Consider the following 20,475-nt stretch of genomic DNA (forward strand, 5'->3'; position numbering starts at 1 on the left):
TCCTAATTGTTGCCTCTAAAATTTTCAGTTGTCTGATGACCTATTTGATTGATGCCCTCTGACTTAAATACTTTAATAATTGTGAGTATAATTATCTTAATATCTAATAAAAAACTTTGATTTTCTACATACCAAACATCATATTTAAACTTTTCTTCCCAAGAAATTGCATTTCTTCCATTAACTTGAGCCCATCCAGTTATACCTGGTTTGATTGACTGACGCTTTAACTGTTCCTCTGAATATAATGGAACATACTGCATTAACAATGGTCTTGGTCCTATTAAACTTATATCACCTTTCAGTACATTTATTAACTGTGGTAATTCATCTAAGCTACTTTTACGAAGAAGCTTACCAAAAGAAGTAAGTCTCTGATGGTCTGGAAGAAGTTTACCTTCATCGTCTTTCTCATTTGTCATCGTCCGAAATTTATACAAGTAAAATGGCTTACTATATAATCCTGGACGTTGTTGTTTAAAAAGTAACGGTGTTCCTAACTTTTTCTTAACGAGTACAGCTACAACCAAAATAACAGGAAATAAAATGAGTAAAAGGAACGATGAAACTACTACATCAAAGGCTCGTTTCATAAGTCACCTCCATTTCCAGGCTCTATTTTTTGCTTCAAGTTTTATTCTGTTGCATTGACTACTGTCATAATATGCTCTTTAATCTCTTCAATTAACTCTGTAACATTTATATTCTTTTCTGACTGTCCCTTTTCATAAATTGTTAGTAAAATATTTTGAAGTTGTTGTTCTGATAATTTTTCTGATATGTTCATTTCTTTCAACCCGACCTTTTAATAATTTTAGAGATTAATGTAATCACTTCTGTAGTACATATTTAAGGAAATAACATGTTCAAAGAAAAAGTAAATAAAATAACAGACTAAAATTCCATAATAAACAAGCTTTTGATCTTTTTTAGAGAATAGCTTTATGATCCAAGAAATTAAAATTAATTGATATAATCCAAAATAAATTGAAAACCGAGCGAAAATCCAGTTTTGTGTAGATATGACGAGAAATACTAAACTCAAAATTGACATATTAACTATGACATCACTGTTTGGAAAAATTCTTTTTAGTTTATCCCTTCCTAAAAATGCGATAAGAACAGGTACTGCTCCCACAGATACTCTAAGTACACTAGCACCACCTTCTTGGAAGTTTTTATATCCTCCATATTGGGTATCTTCGATGGCACTAAATAGTATATTCATAAACTCATTAAATCCAATAACAATGAAAATTGAACAGCCTAATAAAATATATGTCGTTCGTGACCAAGCTGGGCTTCTGACAATAAAATAAATTGGGATTAGTATAAGTGCTGTTTGATGAATCGTTGAAGCGAATAAGACCACTAGCAAATACTTTTTAAAGCTACCCTCGATAATATATTTTGTCGCAGCAAATACGATCGCTGCTGCTAAATACTGCCTAATACCATTCATCGAAACTAAGAAATAGCCGATTGTTATATATACGTATAAACTGATTTCAAATAATCGTGAATAATGGTATAAAGTCATTACTATCAGTGCGTTTGTTAATAGAGCAGTTACAAAAATCATGATTTGCGGGTCACTGGAGATTTGCTGTAATAGCATTTGAAGAATGTTAAAACCAAAATCCCCTTCAAACTCAATCGTTTCCCAACTAAAGTTAGCGATACTATATGAGTGCATATAATAATAAGTATCGCCGACATTATTACGAAGACCCGATACAAGCACTAAAGTTGATAAAGCCAAAAAAGCCAATAATTTATTTGGCTTTACCTCAGTAGGTCCTATTTCCGTTGGTTTTGCAAAGTACCTAGATAAAAACGAAAAGAAGTAGACTATAGAAAGATTTAGGTAAAATACGGTCATTTAATAAAACCCTTTCCATAGTTCAAGCGTGCTTAATTTGCTCAACTATTTTTTAATACTGTCGCCTTACCTGTATTTTGAATATACAAGTAAAGTAAAATTCCTAGTGGTGTTGCAAGAAATGTCGTCATTTTACAAGGTGACTCTAATAGAAATTTGTAGTTTTTAACCATGAGATTACTTGAAACATAGTGTATGGATTCTCTGACTCTATCCTTAAAAGTTGGTGCATATTTCATTGCAACCTTTCTAAAAAAAGAAAAACCGCGGGGGTTTTTCTTATATTGCTTAATTATATTCATACTAGAACCATCATTTAGGTATTCCACGTGACATAATACTTCATTCATTATAAGTAACGGGAATTCTTGATCAATTAAAATATACTTATAACTTAATGGACAGTATTTTTCACCTGGGAATAACGGATACGGTGGTGTTTTTCTTGTAAGTTCCGTGCGATAAACGAGCTTTTTATCACCTTTCACTTTGTGCTTTCCGTATAAGTCAGAAAGTGGTGCACTCTTCAAGCGCTCTGGTAGTTTTGTTCCTATGATTTCACCATCTTGAGTAGCATCGAGTCCTACAATGCCCGCATAATCCTTACTGCCATATTGCCTCCAAAACGTTAAAATCTTTTCAACTGCATCATCCGCCATATAATCGTCTGAATCAATGCACACATTAAGTTCCGTTTCAATTAATTCATACGCTGTATTATGAGCACCATGCATTCCTTGGTTTTCTTGATAGTGATAATGAATGGGAATAGCTCCTTCTAACATCCAACTTTCGACGAGTTCCCTTGTATTATCAGTTGACCCATCATCGATTATTAACCATACGAAATCTTTACAAGTTTGTCTCTTCAAACTCTCATAACACAAGTGAAGACAATAGGCTCGATTAAATGAAGGTGTAAACACCGTTAATGTTGCATTCATTACTAAAAACCTCCATATTTATGCTTGCTTCTTTTCAATGACACGACCTGTATAGTAACCTGTAAGCCAATCAGCCATTGTTCCAGTATCATAACCACATTTTCGTAATAACTCGGATGTATCTTTATGCTCATAAGTTAATGATAAGATTTTGTTTGCCCATTGTTGTGGAGGTTCCTCTAATGGTAGAAATTCAACTCTGCCAGTAAGATCTGCTTCATTTGTAATCGTATTAGAGACAACACAATTTAACCCAGCTGCCTGCGCTTCAACGAGGACTACTGGTAAACCTTCAAAAAGAGACGGAAATAAAAATAGATCAAATCCTTGCATTAAATTTGCAATATCTTCTCTAACACCTAAAAAGTGAACATGGGAATACAGCTTTAAATCATTGACTTTCTTTTCAATTTGCTGTCGTAAATGTCCATCTCCAACTAAAACGAGTACTGAGTCGGGCTGTTTATCTTGGACAGCTTTAAAAATATCAATTAAATATTCATGATTTTTTTGTTTATTAAATCTACCAATATGACCGATAACGAGTTTATTTTCTGCGTTTAGCTCTTCTCTCACTTTTTTACGTATGTTCTCGTTAAACTGAAACTCTTCAACATTCACCGCATTGTTTAACACTTTAACTTGCTGAGATTTTGTAATCTTTTTACCAAACAACCACTCACCTGCTTGTTTTGAGCAAGCAAAATAGTGATTAGCATTATCTTTCATTGCTAATCTTGCATAAACTCTAAACGGAAGTTTTAAGTCAAGTCCTAGGTCACTTAAGTGACTATGTGCAATTCGACATGGAACACCTGCTTTTTTGGCAGCGCGAAGGACAAAACTACTATTCTCGTTAATATGAGAATGAACGACTTGATATTCAGGATGGGCTCCAAAAAATTGATCAAGTTGTTTGAAGTACAAGTTATAATTCCCAGGTCGAATCTTCGGCATTCTGAAAACTTTACCACCAAGTGCCACTATTTCATCATCATAATGCCCTTTTTCCGTTCGATGGACTATAAAATCAAACTGTATTTTAGAGCGGTCGATCTTTCGGTAATAGTTCATTAACATCGTTTCAAGTCCGCCACGATTCATGATCGTTACGACTTGGAGGATACGTATCGGTTTCAGCGTAAACACTCCTATCTGATAATCTTTCGAAGTACTTCAATGCTTGATAACATTAAGTAAAAACCTAGAGCAAACCTTTGCTTTGCACAAAAATAAAACGCCCTCCACACTATGGGGAATTGCCCCAACTCAAACTCTTTAAAGGAACGTTTAATTCGGTGATCATGTAGTATTTGGTTAAGTCTGTTGATTTTTGTAACAGGTGATCTTTTATTAGCTTTACTTACCTCGTTTAAGCCAAGGCCTAACGTATTCATACTTATCCGATTATTTAGTGCTTGATAGAAGTCGTCACCCAAATCTTTTTCTTTTATCAATTTTTCTATTATTTGATATAAATTTGACCAGTTGTCGATCAGCTTTGGTTTATACCCAGTTGTCACAGATGTTGAATTGACACGCCAATAATGATAAAAAGGTTTATTGATAAAAGAAAATGTTTTCGTATAATAAAAAGCTTCGATATTAAATAATGAATCTTCGTTTGTCCCAATCACGCTTAAATCCGTAAACGTGATGCCGTTATCTTTAATGATGTCGGCTCTATATAACTTAGACCAAACAGTTCCCCAAGCATCTAATAATTCTGGATTAGCTACTTCTTCTTTTAATGGACCAACTAACCTTCTCATCACCTTTTCTTGAACATCATTTGCTTTATAAGTAATCTTTTCAGGCAAATTAAATTGTTTTTCCTTGGAGTGGCTGCCAAACTCCCGCATATACGAACACATGACGATGTCGGCTCCATCTACTATTGCGGTTTCGTACATTTCTTCATACATTTCTTGATCCACCCAATCATCTGGATCAACGAAACCAATGAACTCGCCAGTTGCATTTGCTAGTCCTGCATTACGGGCTGACGAAACGCCACCATTTTCTTTGTCTATCACTTTAATCCGCTGATCCTTCGCAGCATACTCATGAAGAATGTCTAAGCTATTATCAGTAGACCCATCATTAACAGCAATAACCTCAATATCTAATAGCGTTTGGGATATTAAACTATCAATAGATCTACTTAAATAATCTTCTACATTATATATGGGCATGATGATACTGACTTTTGGTTTCATTTTCTTCCTCCAGCATATAGCGTGTGTAGATGGTGCTTAGTTCTTGACTGATTTGTGAGAGGGAATAGGTGTTCATTAGGTTTATACTCGCTGCTCCCATTTGGCTTCGTAAGTCGGTATTTTGATAAATTCTTAGCAAGCCTCTCGCAAACTGCCCGTAGTCATGAGGAGATACGAGATAACCGTTCACTTGATCCTGAACGAGCTCGACATGGCCACGATTTTTACTTGCGACAATCGGTAGTCCGCAGGCCATCGCTTCCATAATGTTGACGGGAAGCCCTTCTCTAAAGCTTGATCCGACAGCAATGTCACACATGGGAAGGATTTGGTCGATATCTTTTCGAAAGCCGAGAAAAACGACCATATGTTCAATTCCTAGTTGTTTGACGAGCTGCTTACAGCTTTCTTGAAGAGCGCCTTCGCCAGCGAGTAACAGCTTCGCGTTTGGCATATAGTCTTGAACTAAAGCAAGTGAGCGGATTAGCAATTGTTGGTTTTTATTTTTGTTAAATTCAGCTGCATAAAAGATGAAAAAGTCATCTGGATGATAGCCAAATGACTTTTTGCGTTCGCTTTTTTCAGTTTCAGTGATTGGTTTAAAGCGCTCTGTATCAACCCCCACTCCGTGAACATGGTCGACTTCAATTGCTTTAAACTTGTGATGATTGGCTAATTGATAATCTTCTGCGTTGATCGTGATCAGACAATCGGTATACTTTGCCAACTGCTTTTCAATCGGATAATAGATGAGCCAATTTAAAGTGGGCGCTCCTTTACAAAAGTGAAAGCCATGTGCTGTATAAAGGACTTTTGTTCCAGATTTTCTAGCTTTTCGTGCGGCTAGCCTAGCAAGAACGCCTCCTAGCGGTGTATGACAATGGATGATGTCATAATCGTTTTCTTTAATAATTGCTTTTATTTGTTGATACGCCTTCACATTTTTCAACTTAAAAGGAGAGCGTTGAATTGGGATCCTAAACTTTTGATCCGTATACGGTAAATCAATTTCACCTTTAGCTGCGATGTGCACTTCCCAGCCTTGCTCCTTAAACCATTTCATAAACGGTAAGTGAAAAGCCTTGAAATGATAGTCAACGGTTGCACAAAACAAAATTTTTTTAGGCATTTATACCACCCATTCAAATCATTAAGTTATTTAATGAGTTCTTTTTCCATGACTTTTGATAAATATTCGAGTAAGTCATGCTTTAAATCTTCACGTTGAAGGGCAAACTCGATCGTTGTTTGAATAAAGCCCATTTTTTCACCAACATCATAACGGGTTCCTTCAAAATCATATGCGTAAACCGCTTCATATTCATTTAAGCCACTAATGGCATCCGTTAACTGAATTTCTCCACCAGCTCCCGGCTTTTGTTTACTTAAGATGTCAAAGATTTTTGGACTTAAAATATACCGGCCTAAGATGGCTAGGTTTGACGGTGCTTCTTCCTGCTTTGGCTTTTCAACAAGATTGCTTACATTATAAAAACGTTCCCCGATGGACGTCGCATCAACAATCCCGTATCTTGAAACATCTTCATCTGCGACATGTTGAACACCGATAATCGAAGCATTATAACGCTCATATTGTTCCATCATTTGTTGCAAGCATGGCTTTTCGGCTTGAACGATATCATCACCTAGTAAGACAGCAAATGGCTCATTACCAATAAATTTGCGAGCGCACCAGATTGCATGGCCTAACCCTTTTGGTTCCTTTTGCCTGATATAATGGATGTCTACGAGTTTTGAAGATTTTTGAACTTCATTTAATAGTTCAAACTTGCCTTTTTCTAATAGATTTTGTTCTAATTCAAAAGAGTGGTCAAAATGATCTTCAATCGCTCGTTTACCCTTACCTGTAACGATAATAATATCTTCAATGCCAGATTCGATCGCTTCTTCAATAATATATTGGATCGTTGGTTTATCAACGATTGGTAACATCTCTTTTGGCATCGCTTTTGTCGCTGGGAGAAATCTTGTTCCTAACCCTGCAGCTGGAATAATCGCTTTTCTTACTTTCATTTACATGCACTCCTTTTAACTTGGGATTGTCAATAGTGGTTTAACGGAAACTTTGTTATTTGCTAAATTCAATAAAGCTTCCCTCAGTGTGTCTTTATCTAACTTTGAATAATTTTTAATAATCTCTTCAATTTCGGTCATGTAAAGTACTGATGTTTTTCCGATATAAATCATTGGATATACTTGCTCTTCTTGAACTTCTTCTTCTTTTAAAAGTTCTTCAAATAACTTCTCGCCTGGACGCATGCCACTAAATTCAATTTCGATTTCCTCTAGTGAGTTGCCCGATAATTTGATCAAGTTTTTCGCCAAGTCTACAATTTTGACAGGTTCGCCCATATCTAACACGAAAATTTCTCCGCCTTTCGCTAATGCTCCAGCTTGGATGACTAGGCGAGAAGCTTCTGGGATCGTCATAAAATAACGAACCATATCAGGGTGTGTTACCGTGACAGGTCCGCCTTTTTCAATCTGCTTTTTAAATAATGGGATGACGCTTCCTCGACTTCCTAATACGTTACCGAAACGGACAGCAACGAACTTCGTTTGGCTTTGATTATTCATATCTTGAATAATCATTTCTGCTAATCGTTTCGTAGCACCCATAACACTCGTTGGATTGACAGCTTTATCGGTTGAGATCATCACAAAGGTATCGACATGGTGTAAACTAGCTGCCATTGCTACATTCCTCGTACCGATTAAATTATTTTTGACAGCTTCTTCAGGGTTTCTTTCCATTAACGGAACATGTTTATGAGCAGCTGCATGATACACGACATCTGGATGATATGTATTCATCACGGTTAGCATTTTATTGGCATCTTGTAAGTCGGCAATCTCAGTAATAAAATCAATATTCGTATGGACAAACGTCTCCTTTAATTCCATCTCAATCGAGTAAATGCTATTTTCGCCATGACCTAATAACACTAACTGCTTAGGATTAAAGTTTGAGATTTGCCGACACACTTCAGAACCAATTGAGCCTCCCGCACCTGTTACTAGAACGACCCTGTCAGTGATATATCCAGAAATTTTATCAATGTCGAGTTGGACAGGCTCACGGCCGAGTAAGTCCTCAACTTGGACATCGCGGAATTGATTAACTGAAACCTTTCCGGTGACAAGATCCTCTAACATCGGCATGATTTGCGCCTTTGCCTTTGTTTTCACACAAGCTTGAAAAATATCATTTAACTCTTTTTTACTTAATGAAGGGATGGCGATGATAATATTTTCAATGTTTAACTTATTTACTGTTTCCTCGATTCCACTCGAACCACCAACGACAGGTATTCCTAAAATATCTAATTGTTGTTTTTTCATATCATCATCAATAAAAGCAATAGGTAGTAACTCCCCGTCATTACTTTTTAAAAGTTGTCTCGCAACCATCGTTCCCGCAGAACCAGCACCGATGATGAGCGTTCTTTTTTTATTGTCTTCTTTATTCATATACGTATCACGATACATTCGCCAAACAAAGCGAGAACTTCCAATGAGTAAGATATGAAGCATCCACGTGATCGCTAACACGCGCAAGAATGTTTCTTGCAGGAAAAATTGCTGAACTAAAAATGCAGTAAGAATTGAAAAGGTAACGACTTTAAAAATGATTAATAGTTCCCCAATGCTCGCATACTCCCAGGCTTTTTTATACAGCTTTAGTACAATCGCAAAGAAATGATGACTCACTAATATAACGATTAGACTAGTAATGATCGGTAGTGTAAAAAAATTCAAGTCTGCTTTAACGAGAAAATGGCTGACAAAGATCGCCGTTAAAACAATACATGAATCAATGAGTATAAATAAGGAAAGCCTTTGCCGATACGTCATCTTGCCCCTCCTTTCTAATCGATTTAATCTAGGGATAACGTCCTTCTTTCAATTGCATATTCGACTAGTTTTTTGATCTCATCAAGTTCCTCTTGCGATGCATCTTGCTTTATATAACGAATTGCCTTCTTTATCGACTTAGGCAATCGATCAAAGTCTTTGGTCATATCAACACTCCTCACTTTAGTTGGGAATTAAAAGTACTTAAGTTTACGGTCTTTCATAAAACCACATACTTAAGTACTTTTATTTAATAAAAAATAGGGCATCTAACCCCTCCTCACACCATACTATCGACGACTTGCGTCTAAGGTTTGTCAACCCACAGCATGACCGAGTACCTCCGTTGATAATGGTAAGGAGGTATCACCAAATTTGATTTTTATAACGCACATTATAATTCTCAATAAAGAACGTTAAGGTAAAAAAATATAGTTATGATTTTTCGTTTATAATCGCTCCGATCAGCTCGGCTTTGGCAAATTTTAAAACTTTCTTGGCCTCAACCGCTTTTTCGATCTTACTTTTACCATGTCTTAAAACTAGAACGACCGTCTTACATTGATTGGCTAAAAGCTTTGTATCTGATACTTCTAATAAAGGTGGTGAATCTATTAATATAACATCGTAGGATTGGGAAGCCGTTTCTAGTAAGCGAGAAAATGCGTTCGACCCTAATAACTCTGCTGGATTATCGGGGAGCGGTCCACTCGTTAACACCTCTAATTTCCCTATATTCGTTTCTTTCACCGCTTCTTCAAACCAGTTTTGATTCGTTAATACCGATGATAAACCTAGTGAATTATCGAGTTTAAAAATCGAATGAATTCTTGGGCTTCTTAAATCAGCATCAATGATGAGAACTTTTTCTTTTTGTTGTGCGATGGAAACCGCTAGATTGGCAACTGTTGTTGATTTTCCCTCTTGTAAAGATGGAGACGTCATCAAGATAGTCTTACTCGGCTTTTCATTTGCTGAAAATTGGATATTGGTTCGAATCGTTCGAAATTCTTCTGTAATAATCGACTCTGGGTTGGAAAATGTGATTAAATTTCGTTTTTGATTTTTATTAGTTATAACACTTTTAAGTCTTTTTAAGATCAACAATCTCACCTCGGTATTCTGTTTCACGATGCTTCTTCTTTTTCTTATTAATATTCTTTTTATTCATTTTTGAAACAGAGCCTAATATGGGAAGTCCTATTAATTCTTCTACGTCTCGATCCGAGCTAACTGTATCATCCAGAGAATTTAGTAAAAATACAAAGCCTGTTCCAATGACAAGTCCCATAATAAACGCAATATATATTGTTCTATTACTTTTACTATTGATTGGATATGGATTTACTTTCGCTTCAGACAAATAACTGACATCGTTAAAATCAACAATTTCTCCAATCTCATTTTTAAAAACCGTTGCAGTAGTATTGGCAATCTCTGCTGCTAAATTCGGATCTGTATCTATGACTGAAATTCTGACGACTTGTGAATTATCGATACTTTCAACCGTAATTTGCCCTGCTAATGCTTCTGGTGATCTCGTTAAGTTCAGTTCCATGACGACCTTTTCCATGATAATCGAATCTCTCATAATAACTCTAAGTGTGTTCATATAATCTGAACTTGCACCTACGATTATGCGACTAGATGATTGGTAGAGAGATGTGATACTTGAAGAATTTTGAAAGTAGCCAGCAATTGTAGCAATCATCGTAATGACAACAATTATCCAAAAACGCTTTTTTATAATGAGAAATATTTCTCTTAAATTAATTTCTTTTGCCATATCGTTCTCCACCAACTTATTATTTGATTACTTTAGTGTAGTTCTCTTTAAAGAACAGTAAGACCAAAAAAATTTGAAATAAATCTTATTTCCTACGAATTAAGTTTAATGTCTTAGTCATATAGAACTAATTGTTCAATTTGGAAAAATATTTCTAATGTCATTTTAGTTCTTTATAAAGAACATGTCAATAGAAAAGTTTCTTTATTCGCAAAATTCATTATGGCTTACTTTCTTACTTTGATTTTTCATATGATCCAACTTTTGAATCATATCTCTTAGTTCTTCTAAACTAATATTTTTTCGTTTCATTTCTTCGGTTAGGTGGATGAGTTGGATATCTACTACGTTTTCTTTAGTACTTGTCTTACTTTGTCCATTAAAAAAATAAGCGATATCAATTTTAAAGTAGTTTGATAGACTTTCTAAAACTTCAATAGCAGGCTTCCGATTTCCGCGTTCAATTTTTGATAAATTACTATAATTAAATTCAATTGCATCCCCTAATTCTTTTAATGTCATCCCATGGCTTAGTCGCAAATCTTTAATTCTCTCTCCAATATGCTTCAATACTGTCTCACTCCATTACTTCTTAAATAATCCGCTTTCGTTCGTTACAAAGAACACAGTTTCGCTGTTACTATACCATGGATTGTCAAATTGAACAATATATAACTTTAGATTTTGTTCTTTTTATAGAGCTTTTTTTGTGAAAATCACATATTTCTATATATTAATTTACATTAATTGAACAAAAATACCACTAAAACGAATGCTTTGAAAAAAATGTTAAATTATATAATTTTTTTACAACTAACTATTGTAATTACTTATCTGTTCTATATAATGAACATATAGATGTTATTTCATATCGATGGGGGACGATATATATGAAGTATATTCAACCAATAAATCAAGTTAGAACACTCGATGAGGAATGGATCCAACTTATAAAATGTGCAAAAGACATCGGCCTCAAACCTGATGATGTAAAAAAATTTCTAGGTCAATTCGAAAAGGACAAAAAAATAGCACAAAACAAAAACTAGACTTAATTCGTAATATACATTATGAATTAAGTCTAGTTTCAAAAGACCTTTACTCTTCTAATTTTTATTTTACTATATTTACACTATTACTAATTTAGTAATACATATAGGTATTTATAACTATAAAATAATTCTCTTGATCTAGGAAAACCTTGTAGAATTTTTGCTTTTTTTCGTATATTTACACCTAAACTAATACGAAATGACAATTTCTTAACTACTAAAAACCAACAGCAAGACCTGTACCATGCGTCTTTAATCTTCCCATAAGTAAATGTCGAATGGATAGCATGACTATATTTATGACTTCAGTAACTAATATCTTTTCCAAATTTTATATATAATTAATTTAACCTTAATATTGGACGTTTTAATTTATGTAACATGGCACTCTTAAAAATCTGAATATTCTCAATAATTAAGTGAATACCTACACCATTGTTAAAGGATAATAGGCCTGTTTTAAGATTAGGGAGGTAATATCATGAATACTAAGACCCATGAGGTTTTAGACAATGAATGGACAGCTCTTATGAGGGAAGCAAAAGATCTAGGAATAACGATTGAGGAAGTAAAGGAATATCTTAAAAACAGTAGAAAGACATGACCTCTCAGTTCTATTTACAGAACTAGCTTAAAACTGTTATAATTCCTATAAGTACACAGGTTAAGAGAGGAATCGATACAGATGATCGGTGAAAAAGTCAAGAAATTACGCTTAGAAAAGGGCTTATCTTTATCTGAACTAGCAGAATCTGCTGGAGTTGCAAAGTCTTACTTAAGTTCAATTGAAAGAAACATCCAATCGAATCCTTCGATACAATTCCTTGAAAAGATCTCAAAAGTTTTAGGTGTAAGCGTCGAGACCGTATTAAACGAAAATAATGAAAAACAATCGGTAACCGAATACGACCTAGACTCTGCTTGGATCGAGTTAGTCAAAGAAGCTATGGAGTCAGGTGTGAGTAAAGAGCAATTCCGTGAATACTTGGAATTTAATAAATGGCGTAAACACAATAGTTAAACTCCATTATCTCCCCTTTAGCAACCAAAGAAAACAATATTTAACAAGTCCGTTTTCAATAAAAAAATACCCCGCCTCATTACATCGAGGTGGGTTATTTTTCTTCTGGGGTATTCAAAACCTTAATTAAATAAACAAGTTCAACACCAAGGGACTGTGCCAATTTTTCTAACACAGAAATGCTTGGATTAGTTTGTAGTCCACGTTCAATGTAACTGAGATATGACTTTGAAATACCTGACAGCTCTGAGAGTCGATCTAAAGACATTCCTTTCTTTTTTCGTAACTCTCTAATATTCCCCCCATTCATTTGTATCTCTCCTTTTTATTATGATCATCGCCCTCAAAAAAAAAAAAACTCTAGTATACTTCAAATCTCATTTCGTAGTAATAATCATCCGTTTGATTTTTTTTTATTGAAGTAAGGATCATACCGTATATTTCAATTCCGTCTAACAATTTTAATGACACTTTATAAATTACATCCTCTGAAACTGGAAACTTTAAAGAACTTATAAATATTAGTGATGTTGTTGTAAATTCAACTATTTCTACTTTTGTACATTTAGAGTCGACAACCTTTCCTTTCACGACATGAATGATGAGCTCTGCTTGAATGGGGTTGTCAATTGTAAATTCCGTCGTCAATTACCTGTCCTCCTTAAAAGTTTTTTACACCACTGTTCTTTATAGAGAATATTATAGTTTATTTGTTCTTTATAGTAAACGATATAATAGTAACTAGTTCATTAAAATGAAATCAGGTCTTTTATACTAAGTGATTACACTTTTGTTTTTACTAACTTATTTATATAAGGCTCGTTTTAAGCACAAAAAAATGATAGAACAAAGTAAAAATGTTCTATCATTCTTCCTGCCTTTATTTTTTCATTTCATTTGGTTCTGTTTATAAAATGTGTGACAACATAATCATGGATCAAAGATTAAAACAAACAACTTTCGGTTCGGTCATTTCTTGAATCGAATGTCTGACACCTTCTCGGCCTAATCCAGATCCTTTGACTCCGCCGAATGGCATGCTGTCAATACGGAAGTCGCTGCTGTCGTTTACCATTACCCCGCCAACATTGAGCTGTTGGATGGCTTCAAATGCGGATTGTAAATGGTTCGTGAAAATTCCTGCTTGTAAGCCATAATTGACGTCGTTAGATCGTTCGATGGCATCTTGTAAACTCTTTACTTCAAAAAGTAGTACGACAGGTCCGAAGATTTCTTCTTTTGCAATGGTTGCATCAGCAGGTACATTTGTTAATACCGTCGGTTCATAATAAGCTCCTTCACGTTGACCACCACATTCTAGTATAGCGCCTTGTTTTATCGCTTCATTGACGAGGTTTTCCACGCGGATTGCTTCTCTTTCATTAATCAATGGACCCATATCTGTACTTTCCATTAACTTGCCACCTGTTTGATACAAAGTCGTCCGTTTAATAAATTGAATTTTAAATTCCTTAAATATATCTCGTTCTATATAAATTCGTTGTACACCTAAACAGTTTTGACCAGCGGCCCAAAATGCACCTGATACGGTAGACTCAACGGCTTGATTTAAGTCAGCATCGTTGAGAACGATCACGGGCGAGTTCGAACCGAGTTCCATGCTTAATTTTTTTAGCCCTGCCTTTTTGGCAATTTCTGTTCCCGTTTCTAATCCACCAGTAAACGAAATCATTCTCACGTCAGGATGAGTAACGAGTGTATCACCCACTTCTCCTCCTCTCCCTGTAATGACCGAGAGAATGCCATTGGGAAGACCCGCTTTTGAAAACACGTTTGCTAGCTTTAATGCACTTAATGGGGTGACAGTTGCAGGTTTTACAATAATGGCATTGCCCGATGCAATGGCAGGGCCAATTTTATGAGCGACTAAGTTAAGCGGGTCGTTAAATGGGGTAATGGCTCCGATGATCCCAATCGGAAAGAGAGAATAGTAGCCTAACCGATTTTCATTTCCACTACTTTGATCAAAGGGAATCGTCTTCCCTTCTAATCGCCGGGCTTCTTCGGCACTTATTCGCAAAGTTTGAATGCAACGTTCGACTTCTTTTCGTGCTTCACGTATCGTTTTACTTCCTTCTAAAGCGATCGTTACTGCAAATTCTTCACGTTCTTCTTCTATAAAAGTCGCTGCACGTTGAATAATCTCGATTCGTTTATAAACAGGGAGTTTGGCCGAAATGAGAGCACCTCTTTTGGCTGATTTAATTGCATCTAGCATATCGTCTTGCGTCGCAGCTGGAACTGTCGCAATAGCTTCATTATTTTCTGGGTTCGTTACTGTGATCGTCTGGTCTCGGTCCACCCACTTTCCGGCGAGAAACATTTTTCGTTGTGCCACTCGAACTTTCATTGGGCTTTCCCACCTTTCATGTTATTAAAGTTATCGTTTTTCGGTTTGTCCTTATCGTTAGGATGCGAGGAGATGGAGAACGACAACTCCATCTCTGCACCACCTTTTCTATAAGTGATTTCTGTAAATATTCAACAAATCAATTAATAACGAGTAGCCTGTTTCTGTCCGCCCAGCTCCAGGACCAGAAAGCGTAATCGTTCCTGCGAGATCACACTCAAAGGATACGGCATTGATAACACCTTGAACTTGAGCTAACGGATGTGTTTCATCCATCATTTCAGGTTGAACCGATGCCTTGACGACACCATGTTCCTTTCGTACGCGAGCAATGAGCTTCCACCGCTTTCCTTGTGCTTTCGCTTTTTTAATATCATAGGGAGTGAGTTGCGTAATTCCATCACAAGCAACATCATCCACTTTTAAAGTCGTATTCATGACCGTATTGGCGAGAATAACAATTTTATATCGAGCGTCATAGCCCTCCACATCACTCGTTGGATCAGCTTCGGCAAACCCTTTGTTTTGAGCTTCCGTTAACGCTTCTTCATAGGAAAGACCTTCCTCCATTCTGAGTAACATATAGTTGGTCGTTCCGTTTAAAATGCCTGAAATTTCATTTATGTCATTACCAGCTAGTGCAGTCAGTGGCATTCTCAGCGCAGGGGTTCCACTCATTACTGTCCCTTCAAATCCCCACCGAACTCCGTGTTGGTTCGCTAATTGTGAGAGTTCCTTATAGGCGAGTGCAACTGGTCCTTTATTACTCATCACAACATGCTTTCCAGCCGCAAAAGCCGTTTTGCAATGATCGATGGCAGGCTGACCTGTTTTTACATCTGTAAATGTCACTTCAACAATCGTATCTGCATTCGTCTGTTCAATCGTTTCAAAGCTATCTAGGTCACGAATGAGCCCCTCACTTTCAGGATAATCGTCTAACGTTCCTGTTTTTTTCACAATCGCTAAGGCTTTTTCGATATCAATTCCTTCTGGATCATAAATCGAACCTTTTATCATATCGGAAATCGCAACGACTTTGCCTTCCCAACCTGTTTCCGCTTTTAAGGCATCTTTTTTTTGGAGCAAGATTTCAGCCAGCCCTTGGCCGACGGTGCCAAATCCTAATAAAGCTAGTTTTTGCAAAAATTTCGCCTCCTCCTGAAGTGGCTATCGAACTGCCTCTTTCGCGTACGTAAAGGCTTCTTTAAAATCGTTGATGATATCTTCCGCATTTTCAATTCCGCAGGAAACCCGAATTAATCCTTCTGGAATGCCCATCGCTTTTCGTTCTTCTGGCGTACATTCCACATGACTTGTCGTTCTTGCAGGACCGACCGTTGTTTCTACTGCGCCTAAGTTGGCTGCACGATTCGCGAATGTGAGGTTTGGTAAAAGTTTTTTCACAGTATCTATGCCACCTTTTACAGCAAAGCTCAACATCCCGCCAAAACCAACCATTTGTTGTTTTGCAATGTCATGATTCGGATGTTCTTCAAGCCCTGGATAGAAAACGGACTCTACTATTTCTTCTGATTTTAAATAGTTTGCTAGTTTTAATGCGTTTTCTTCTTGACGGCGAACGCGAAGTTCGAGCGTCTTCATTCCACGTAGGATGAGATATGCGGCCCACGGGTCCATCGTTGCTCCATTGATTTCACGATAATGATAAATTTTTTCGATATATTCTTCATTGTTACTGCAAGCCACTCCCCCTAATGCATCCGCATGCCCACCAAGAAATTTAGTCGCGCTATGAAGGACAATATCGGCACCGAGTTCTAACGGCTGTTGGTTTAAAGGTGTCGCAAACGTATTATCGACAATGACAATTGCTCCCGCTTCGTGTCCTGCTTTTGCCATTCGTTTGATGTCGGTAATTTTTACGGTTGGGTTAGTGGGTGTTTCTAAATATAAAATTTTGCATCCTTTAGCAACTTCTGTTTCTATTTGCTCGTGATTGCCTGTTTCACAAAACGAAATGCTTATATCCATTTGCGGTAAAAATTCCGTAAAGATTTTGTTCGTTCCCCCGTACGTGTCTTTTATCGTAACGACTCGATCGCCAGGTCTTAAAAAAGTATAGAGCGTATTACTAATCGCCGCCATTCCAGTAGAAAAACTAGTCGCTGCCGCTGCATTTTCTAGAAGTTTTAATTTATCTTCAAAAGCTTGCACCGTTGGGTTTGTATTTCTACCGTAAATATGTCCTTTTTTACGTCCAACGGCCACTTCATACCATTCATCCATATCATCATAGTTGTAAGCGACACTCGGTATCACAGGTACTTGTGTTGCCCCGTGAACGAGATAGTCTTTCTCACCAGCCCAAACTGCTTTTGTCCCCATTTGTGCTTTCCTCATTTTGTTCTCCATTCGATCTCCTCCCTTAATGTAATTACGCTCCCATACCTCCTGGCCATTGTTTCTTTTCTGCATCTTTCACAAACAACTTTCTAGGGAAGCTCGCCAATAATTCATAGCCCTTATCCGTCACACGAAACGATTCGCTTAACTCTACTCCGTAATCGTCCATCCAAATGCCTAGAATCATATGAAATGTCATATTCGGCTTTAAAATTGTTTGATCTCCTGGACGTAAGCTTGCTGTATGCTCTCCCCAGTCTGGAGGATAGTTTAGACCGACAGAATAACCGATCCTTGATTCTTTTTGATAGCCTCTTTTGTGAATTGATTTTCTCCAAGCGCGTTCAACTTCTTCACAGGTAATGCCTGGTTTAACCACATTCAGTGCTGCTTCCATGCCTTCAATGACGACTTCCGATAAGTCTTTTACTTTTTCATCAGGTTCGCCAATCGTTACCGTTCGTGCCAATGGTGCGTGGTACCTTTGATAACATCCTGCTAACTCAATGAGTACGGTCGTATTTGGTTTGTACGTTTCATCACTCCACGTAATATGCGGGGTCGACGTTCGTTCCCCTGCCGGCATCAGTGGAACAATCGCTGGATAGTCGCCTCCAAACTCAGGTGTTCCTTTAATTTGCGCTTCAAATATTTTCGCCGCAACATCACATTCACGAATTCCTACGTCAATGGCATCAATACCAACTTCCATGGCGCGGATAGCAATTTGACCTGCTCGTTTCATATAGTTAATTTCCGTATCCGACTTAATAATGCGTACCCAATTGACTAAATTCGTACTATCTTTAAATACCGCGTGAGGCAAAGCTTTGTGTAATCTTTCGAAACATTTGGCTGAAAAATAATAATTATCCATCTCAAGACCGATAACTCGCCTACTTTGACCAATTTGGTTTAAAATGTTCCCGATAAAATCATATGGATGAATCGTATCCGAATTCACGTAAAAATCTGGATATGGAATAATATGCTCATGAAAAAGCCAACTCGTTACTTTCGCCGCGTTCGCATCCATTTCTCTTCCTATCCAAAGTGGCTGCGGCTCATCAATGATGACGACAAGTGCTTGGTGAACATAAAATGACCAGCCATTATAGCCCGATAAATAATTCATATTGGCTGGGTCCGTCACTACTAGCACTTCAACCCCTTCATCGATCATCTTCTCTTTTGTACGCCGCAAGCGTTCATGATATTCCCCATGTGTAAAATGGAGCATTTTCCTCCACTCCTTTCGCCCCTTTCTGCATTTTCCCTTACATTTTGTTATTTGTTATTATCATAAGCTTTCGAGAGCGGACACGATATTGTAAAAAGTGTAAGAAGATTCTGTGAACGCATATTACATTTTGACACTGTTAGCCCTATTACTAAATGGGGTAACTAGATAGCTTTTTACTGTTACGACTATGTAGTAACGTAAACATATTCCGAGTAACTTCTAATAAATCTGGGACGGGAATACTTCACTATGAATTATTTTTACCAATTTCCTCATAATAGAAAGAAAAGACTTGGAGGGGGAAATGATTTGGAAACTGAAGTGTATGATTTAGTAGGAGTGGGAATTGGACCTTTCAATTTAAGCCTTGCCGCTTTACTCGATGACATTCCGGAAGTGACATCCGTTTTTTTCGATAAAAAACCCGAATTTGATTGGCATCCAGGCATGTTAATCGTAGGGACGAGGCTTCAAGTTCCGTTTATGGCAGACTTAGTAACATTAGCTGATCCAACTAGTCAATACAGCTTTTTAAACTATTTATCCGAAAAGAATCGCTTGTACCCTTTTTACTTTTTAGAGCGATTAGATATCCCAAGAAGAGAATATAATGATTATTGTCAATGGGCAGCAAGTAAATTAGAGAACTGCCGTTTTGGAAATAGAGTCGTTGCGTTAGATTACATACAAAATGAAGAAAACTTTGTAGTAACGATTGAACAAATTCAAACGAAAGAAACAACGACGTATCGATGCAAAAACCTTGTATTAGGGACTGGTAGTATTCCTGTAATGCCAAAGTCTTTTCAAGGTCTCTCCACCGAACATGTTTTCCACACTGCAGAGTTTTTAAATCGTCAAGACCGGTGTAGAAAAGCGAAATCCATTACTGTGATTGGTTCAGGCCAAAGTGCAGCAGAGGTGTTTCGTGAGTTGTTAAAAGAACAGATGGAACATCATTATCAATTGAATTGGATCACTCGATCGCGAAGTTTTTTGTCGATGGAAGAATCGAAATTAAGTGTTGAACAATTCTCCCCAGATTATGTGAATTATTTTTATCAATTCTCTCAAGAAGAAAAAGATAAAATCTTTGCATCTCAAGATTTACTTTATAAAGGAATTAGCTCACATACCATTACAGATATTTATAATTTACTTTATGAACATTCCGTCTCAGGTGAAAAAATGAATGTTGGTTTACAAGTACTAACTGAAGTTAAAAGTATCCAGGAAAAAGGAAATAAATATGAAATTCTATGTCACCAATGGCAACAAAAGAAAGATTTTACCCATGAAAGTGAAATCGTTATTGTAGGGACTGGCTACCGTCCCAATGTCCCTGACTTTATTCAAAATCTTGCATCGTATATTCAATGGGATGATAAAGGGAGGTATGAGGTGGAGGCAGATTATCGTTTGCGTCTCGATATTCCTAATCAAATATATGTCCATAGCGGAATATCACATTCTCACGGAGTTGGATCTACAAATTTAGGGCTTGCTGTTCACAGAAATAAAATTATTATAAATAACTTATTGGGGCAGGAAGTATTTCCAATCTATGATAAAAATGTTTTTCAAAATTTTGATGCAGAAACGTTTTAAGTGTTTGAGCACGAAGATTTACTCTGGTTAAACCAAAGAAGAGGCTGTCTCAACGGGTTATCATGAGTGACCAGTATGTGTCAGCCTCGTAAAGCTGTTTCAATCG

The 20,475-nt window shown here is 36.7% G+C and carries 23 protein-coding genes; 4 read left to right on the plus strand and 19 right to left on the minus strand.

The window, feature by feature from the left end; all coding sequences use genetic code 11:
- Positions 1-2: 2 nt before the first annotated feature.
- The 13 genes from BK574_RS13160 to BK574_RS13210 all read right to left on the minus strand — a co-directional run bounded on the left by BK574_RS13160 (position 3) and on the right by BK574_RS13210 (position 11,277).
- Positions 3-593: a sugar transferase gene (locus tag BK574_RS13160; RefSeq protein ID WP_078428915.1), complete on the minus strand. Its 591-nt coding sequence runs from the start codon at positions 591-593 to the stop codon at positions 3-5.
- Positions 594-634: 41 nt separating this feature from the next.
- The gene (locus BK574_RS27545) at positions 635-787 is read right to left on the minus strand and encodes a YwzD family small protein (protein WP_158211650.1); all 153 of its coding nucleotides are present in this window, start codon (positions 785-787) and stop codon (positions 635-637) included.
- A 27-nt stretch (positions 788-814) separates the two neighbouring features.
- A complete protein-coding gene (locus BK574_RS13165) occupies positions 815-1,882 on the minus strand; it encodes an EpsG family protein (protein WP_078428916.1) in 1,068 nt (355 codons plus the stop codon).
- A 41-nt stretch (positions 1,883-1,923) separates the two neighbouring features.
- Positions 1,924-2,826: a glycosyltransferase family 2 protein gene (locus BK574_RS13170; RefSeq protein WP_078428917.1), complete on the minus strand. Its 903-nt coding sequence runs from the start codon at positions 2,824-2,826 to the stop codon at positions 1,924-1,926.
- Positions 2,827-2,844: 18 nt separating this feature from the next.
- Positions 2,845-3,966, minus strand: a complete 1,122-nt coding sequence (locus BK574_RS13175; protein ID WP_078430860.1) for a glycosyltransferase family 1 protein — start codon at positions 3,964-3,966, stop codon at positions 2,845-2,847.
- Between the two features lie 11 nt (positions 3,967-3,977).
- A complete protein-coding gene (locus BK574_RS13180) occupies positions 3,978-5,045 on the minus strand; it encodes a glycosyltransferase (RefSeq protein WP_078428918.1) in 1,068 nt (355 codons plus the stop codon).
- Positions 5,008-6,174, minus strand: coding sequence for a glycosyltransferase family 4 protein (locus tag BK574_RS13185; protein ID WP_078428919.1), 1,167 nt, complete (start codon positions 6,172-6,174; stop codon positions 5,008-5,010). Before BK574_RS13185 ends, BK574_RS13180 begins: the two co-directional genes overlap by 38 nt.
- Before the next feature lie 26 nt (positions 6,175-6,200).
- Positions 6,201-7,079 carry a UTP--glucose-1-phosphate uridylyltransferase GalU gene (gene galU / locus BK574_RS13190; protein WP_078428920.1) on the minus strand — a complete coding sequence of 293 codons (879 nt, stop codon included), beginning with the start codon at positions 7,077-7,079 and terminating at the stop codon, positions 6,201-6,203.
- Positions 7,080-7,094: 15 nt separating this feature from the next.
- Positions 7,095-8,921: a polysaccharide biosynthesis protein gene (locus BK574_RS13195; RefSeq protein ID WP_078428921.1), complete on the minus strand. Its 1,827-nt coding sequence runs from the start codon at positions 8,919-8,921 to the stop codon at positions 7,095-7,097.
- Between the two features lie 23 nt (positions 8,922-8,944).
- The gene (locus BK574_RS27885; RefSeq protein ID WP_169917349.1) at positions 8,945-9,088 is read right to left on the minus strand and encodes a hypothetical protein; all 144 of its coding nucleotides are present in this window, start codon (positions 9,086-9,088) and stop codon (positions 8,945-8,947) included.
- Between the two features lie 268 nt (positions 9,089-9,356).
- On the minus strand, positions 9,357-10,028 hold the full coding sequence (locus BK574_RS13200) for a polysaccharide biosynthesis tyrosine autokinase (protein ID WP_078428922.1): 672 nt from the start codon (positions 10,026-10,028) through the stop codon (positions 9,357-9,359).
- Positions 10,006-10,707 (minus strand): YveK family protein, encoded by a 702-nt coding sequence (locus BK574_RS13205; RefSeq protein ID WP_078428923.1) that lies wholly within the window; start codon positions 10,705-10,707, stop codon positions 10,006-10,008. The genes BK574_RS13200 and BK574_RS13205 overlap by 23 nt, the downstream gene beginning before the upstream one ends.
- Positions 10,708-10,911: 204 nt before the next feature.
- On the minus strand, positions 10,912-11,277 hold the full coding sequence (locus BK574_RS13210) for a helix-turn-helix domain-containing protein (protein ID WP_078428924.1): 366 nt from the start codon (positions 11,275-11,277) through the stop codon (positions 10,912-10,914).
- Between the two features lie 320 nt (positions 11,278-11,597).
- Here BK574_RS13210 and BK574_RS13215 point away from each other — a divergent pair, with 320 nt between their 5' ends.
- The 3 genes from BK574_RS13215 (at position 11,598) to BK574_RS13225 (ending at position 12,780) form a co-directional block, all read left to right on the plus strand.
- The gene (locus BK574_RS13215) at positions 11,598-11,756 is read left to right on the plus strand and encodes an anti-repressor SinI family protein (RefSeq protein WP_078428925.1); all 159 of its coding nucleotides are present in this window, start codon (positions 11,598-11,600) and stop codon (positions 11,754-11,756) included.
- 484 nt (positions 11,757-12,240) lie between these two features.
- A complete protein-coding gene (locus tag BK574_RS13220; RefSeq protein ID WP_078428926.1) occupies positions 12,241-12,363 on the plus strand; it encodes an anti-repressor SinI family protein in 123 nt (40 codons plus the stop codon).
- 81 nt (positions 12,364-12,444) lie between these two features.
- Positions 12,445-12,780, plus strand: coding sequence for a helix-turn-helix domain-containing protein (locus BK574_RS13225; protein WP_078428927.1), 336 nt, complete (start codon positions 12,445-12,447; stop codon positions 12,778-12,780).
- Between the two features lie 94 nt (positions 12,781-12,874).
- On the opposite strand, the gene BK574_RS13230 is transcribed toward BK574_RS13225, so the two are convergent.
- From BK574_RS13230 to BK574_RS13255, 6 genes are all read right to left on the minus strand, one after another.
- A complete protein-coding gene (locus BK574_RS13230) occupies positions 12,875-13,090 on the minus strand; it encodes a helix-turn-helix domain-containing protein (protein ID WP_078428928.1) in 216 nt (71 codons plus the stop codon).
- 50 nt (positions 13,091-13,140) lie between these two features.
- Entirely contained in the window at positions 13,141-13,428 is a 288-nt protein-coding gene (locus tag BK574_RS13235) for a hypothetical protein (RefSeq protein WP_078428929.1), read from the minus strand.
- Between the two features lie 289 nt (positions 13,429-13,717).
- Entirely contained in the window at positions 13,718-15,151 is a 1,434-nt protein-coding gene (locus tag BK574_RS13240) for an aldehyde dehydrogenase family protein (RefSeq protein ID WP_078428930.1), read from the minus strand.
- A gap of 108 nt (positions 15,152-15,259) precedes the next feature.
- Complete coding sequence (locus tag BK574_RS13245) at positions 15,260-16,297, minus strand: homoserine dehydrogenase (RefSeq protein WP_078428931.1); 1,038 nt, start codon at positions 16,295-16,297, stop codon at positions 15,260-15,262.
- 24 nt (positions 16,298-16,321) lie between these two features.
- The gene (locus BK574_RS13250; RefSeq protein WP_078428932.1) at positions 16,322-17,527 is read right to left on the minus strand and encodes a cystathionine gamma-synthase family protein; all 1,206 of its coding nucleotides are present in this window, start codon (positions 17,525-17,527) and stop codon (positions 16,322-16,324) included.
- A 22-nt stretch (positions 17,528-17,549) separates the two neighbouring features.
- A complete protein-coding gene (locus tag BK574_RS13255; protein WP_078428933.1) occupies positions 17,550-18,758 on the minus strand; it encodes a M24 family metallopeptidase in 1,209 nt (402 codons plus the stop codon).
- A gap of 312 nt (positions 18,759-19,070) precedes the next feature.
- Between BK574_RS13255 and BK574_RS13260 the strand changes: the two genes are divergently transcribed.
- The gene (locus tag BK574_RS13260; protein ID WP_238458018.1) at positions 19,071-20,369 is read left to right on the plus strand and encodes a lysine N(6)-hydroxylase/L-ornithine N(5)-oxygenase family protein; all 1,299 of its coding nucleotides are present in this window, start codon (positions 19,071-19,073) and stop codon (positions 20,367-20,369) included.
- The last annotated feature ends 106 nt before the right edge of the window (positions 20,370-20,475 follow it).

The organism is Alkalihalobacterium alkalinitrilicum, assembly GCF_002019605.1.
In the GTDB taxonomy this organism is placed as follows: Bacteria; Bacillota; Bacilli; order Bacillales; family Bacillaceae_F; genus Alkalihalobacterium; species Alkalihalobacterium alkalinitrilicum.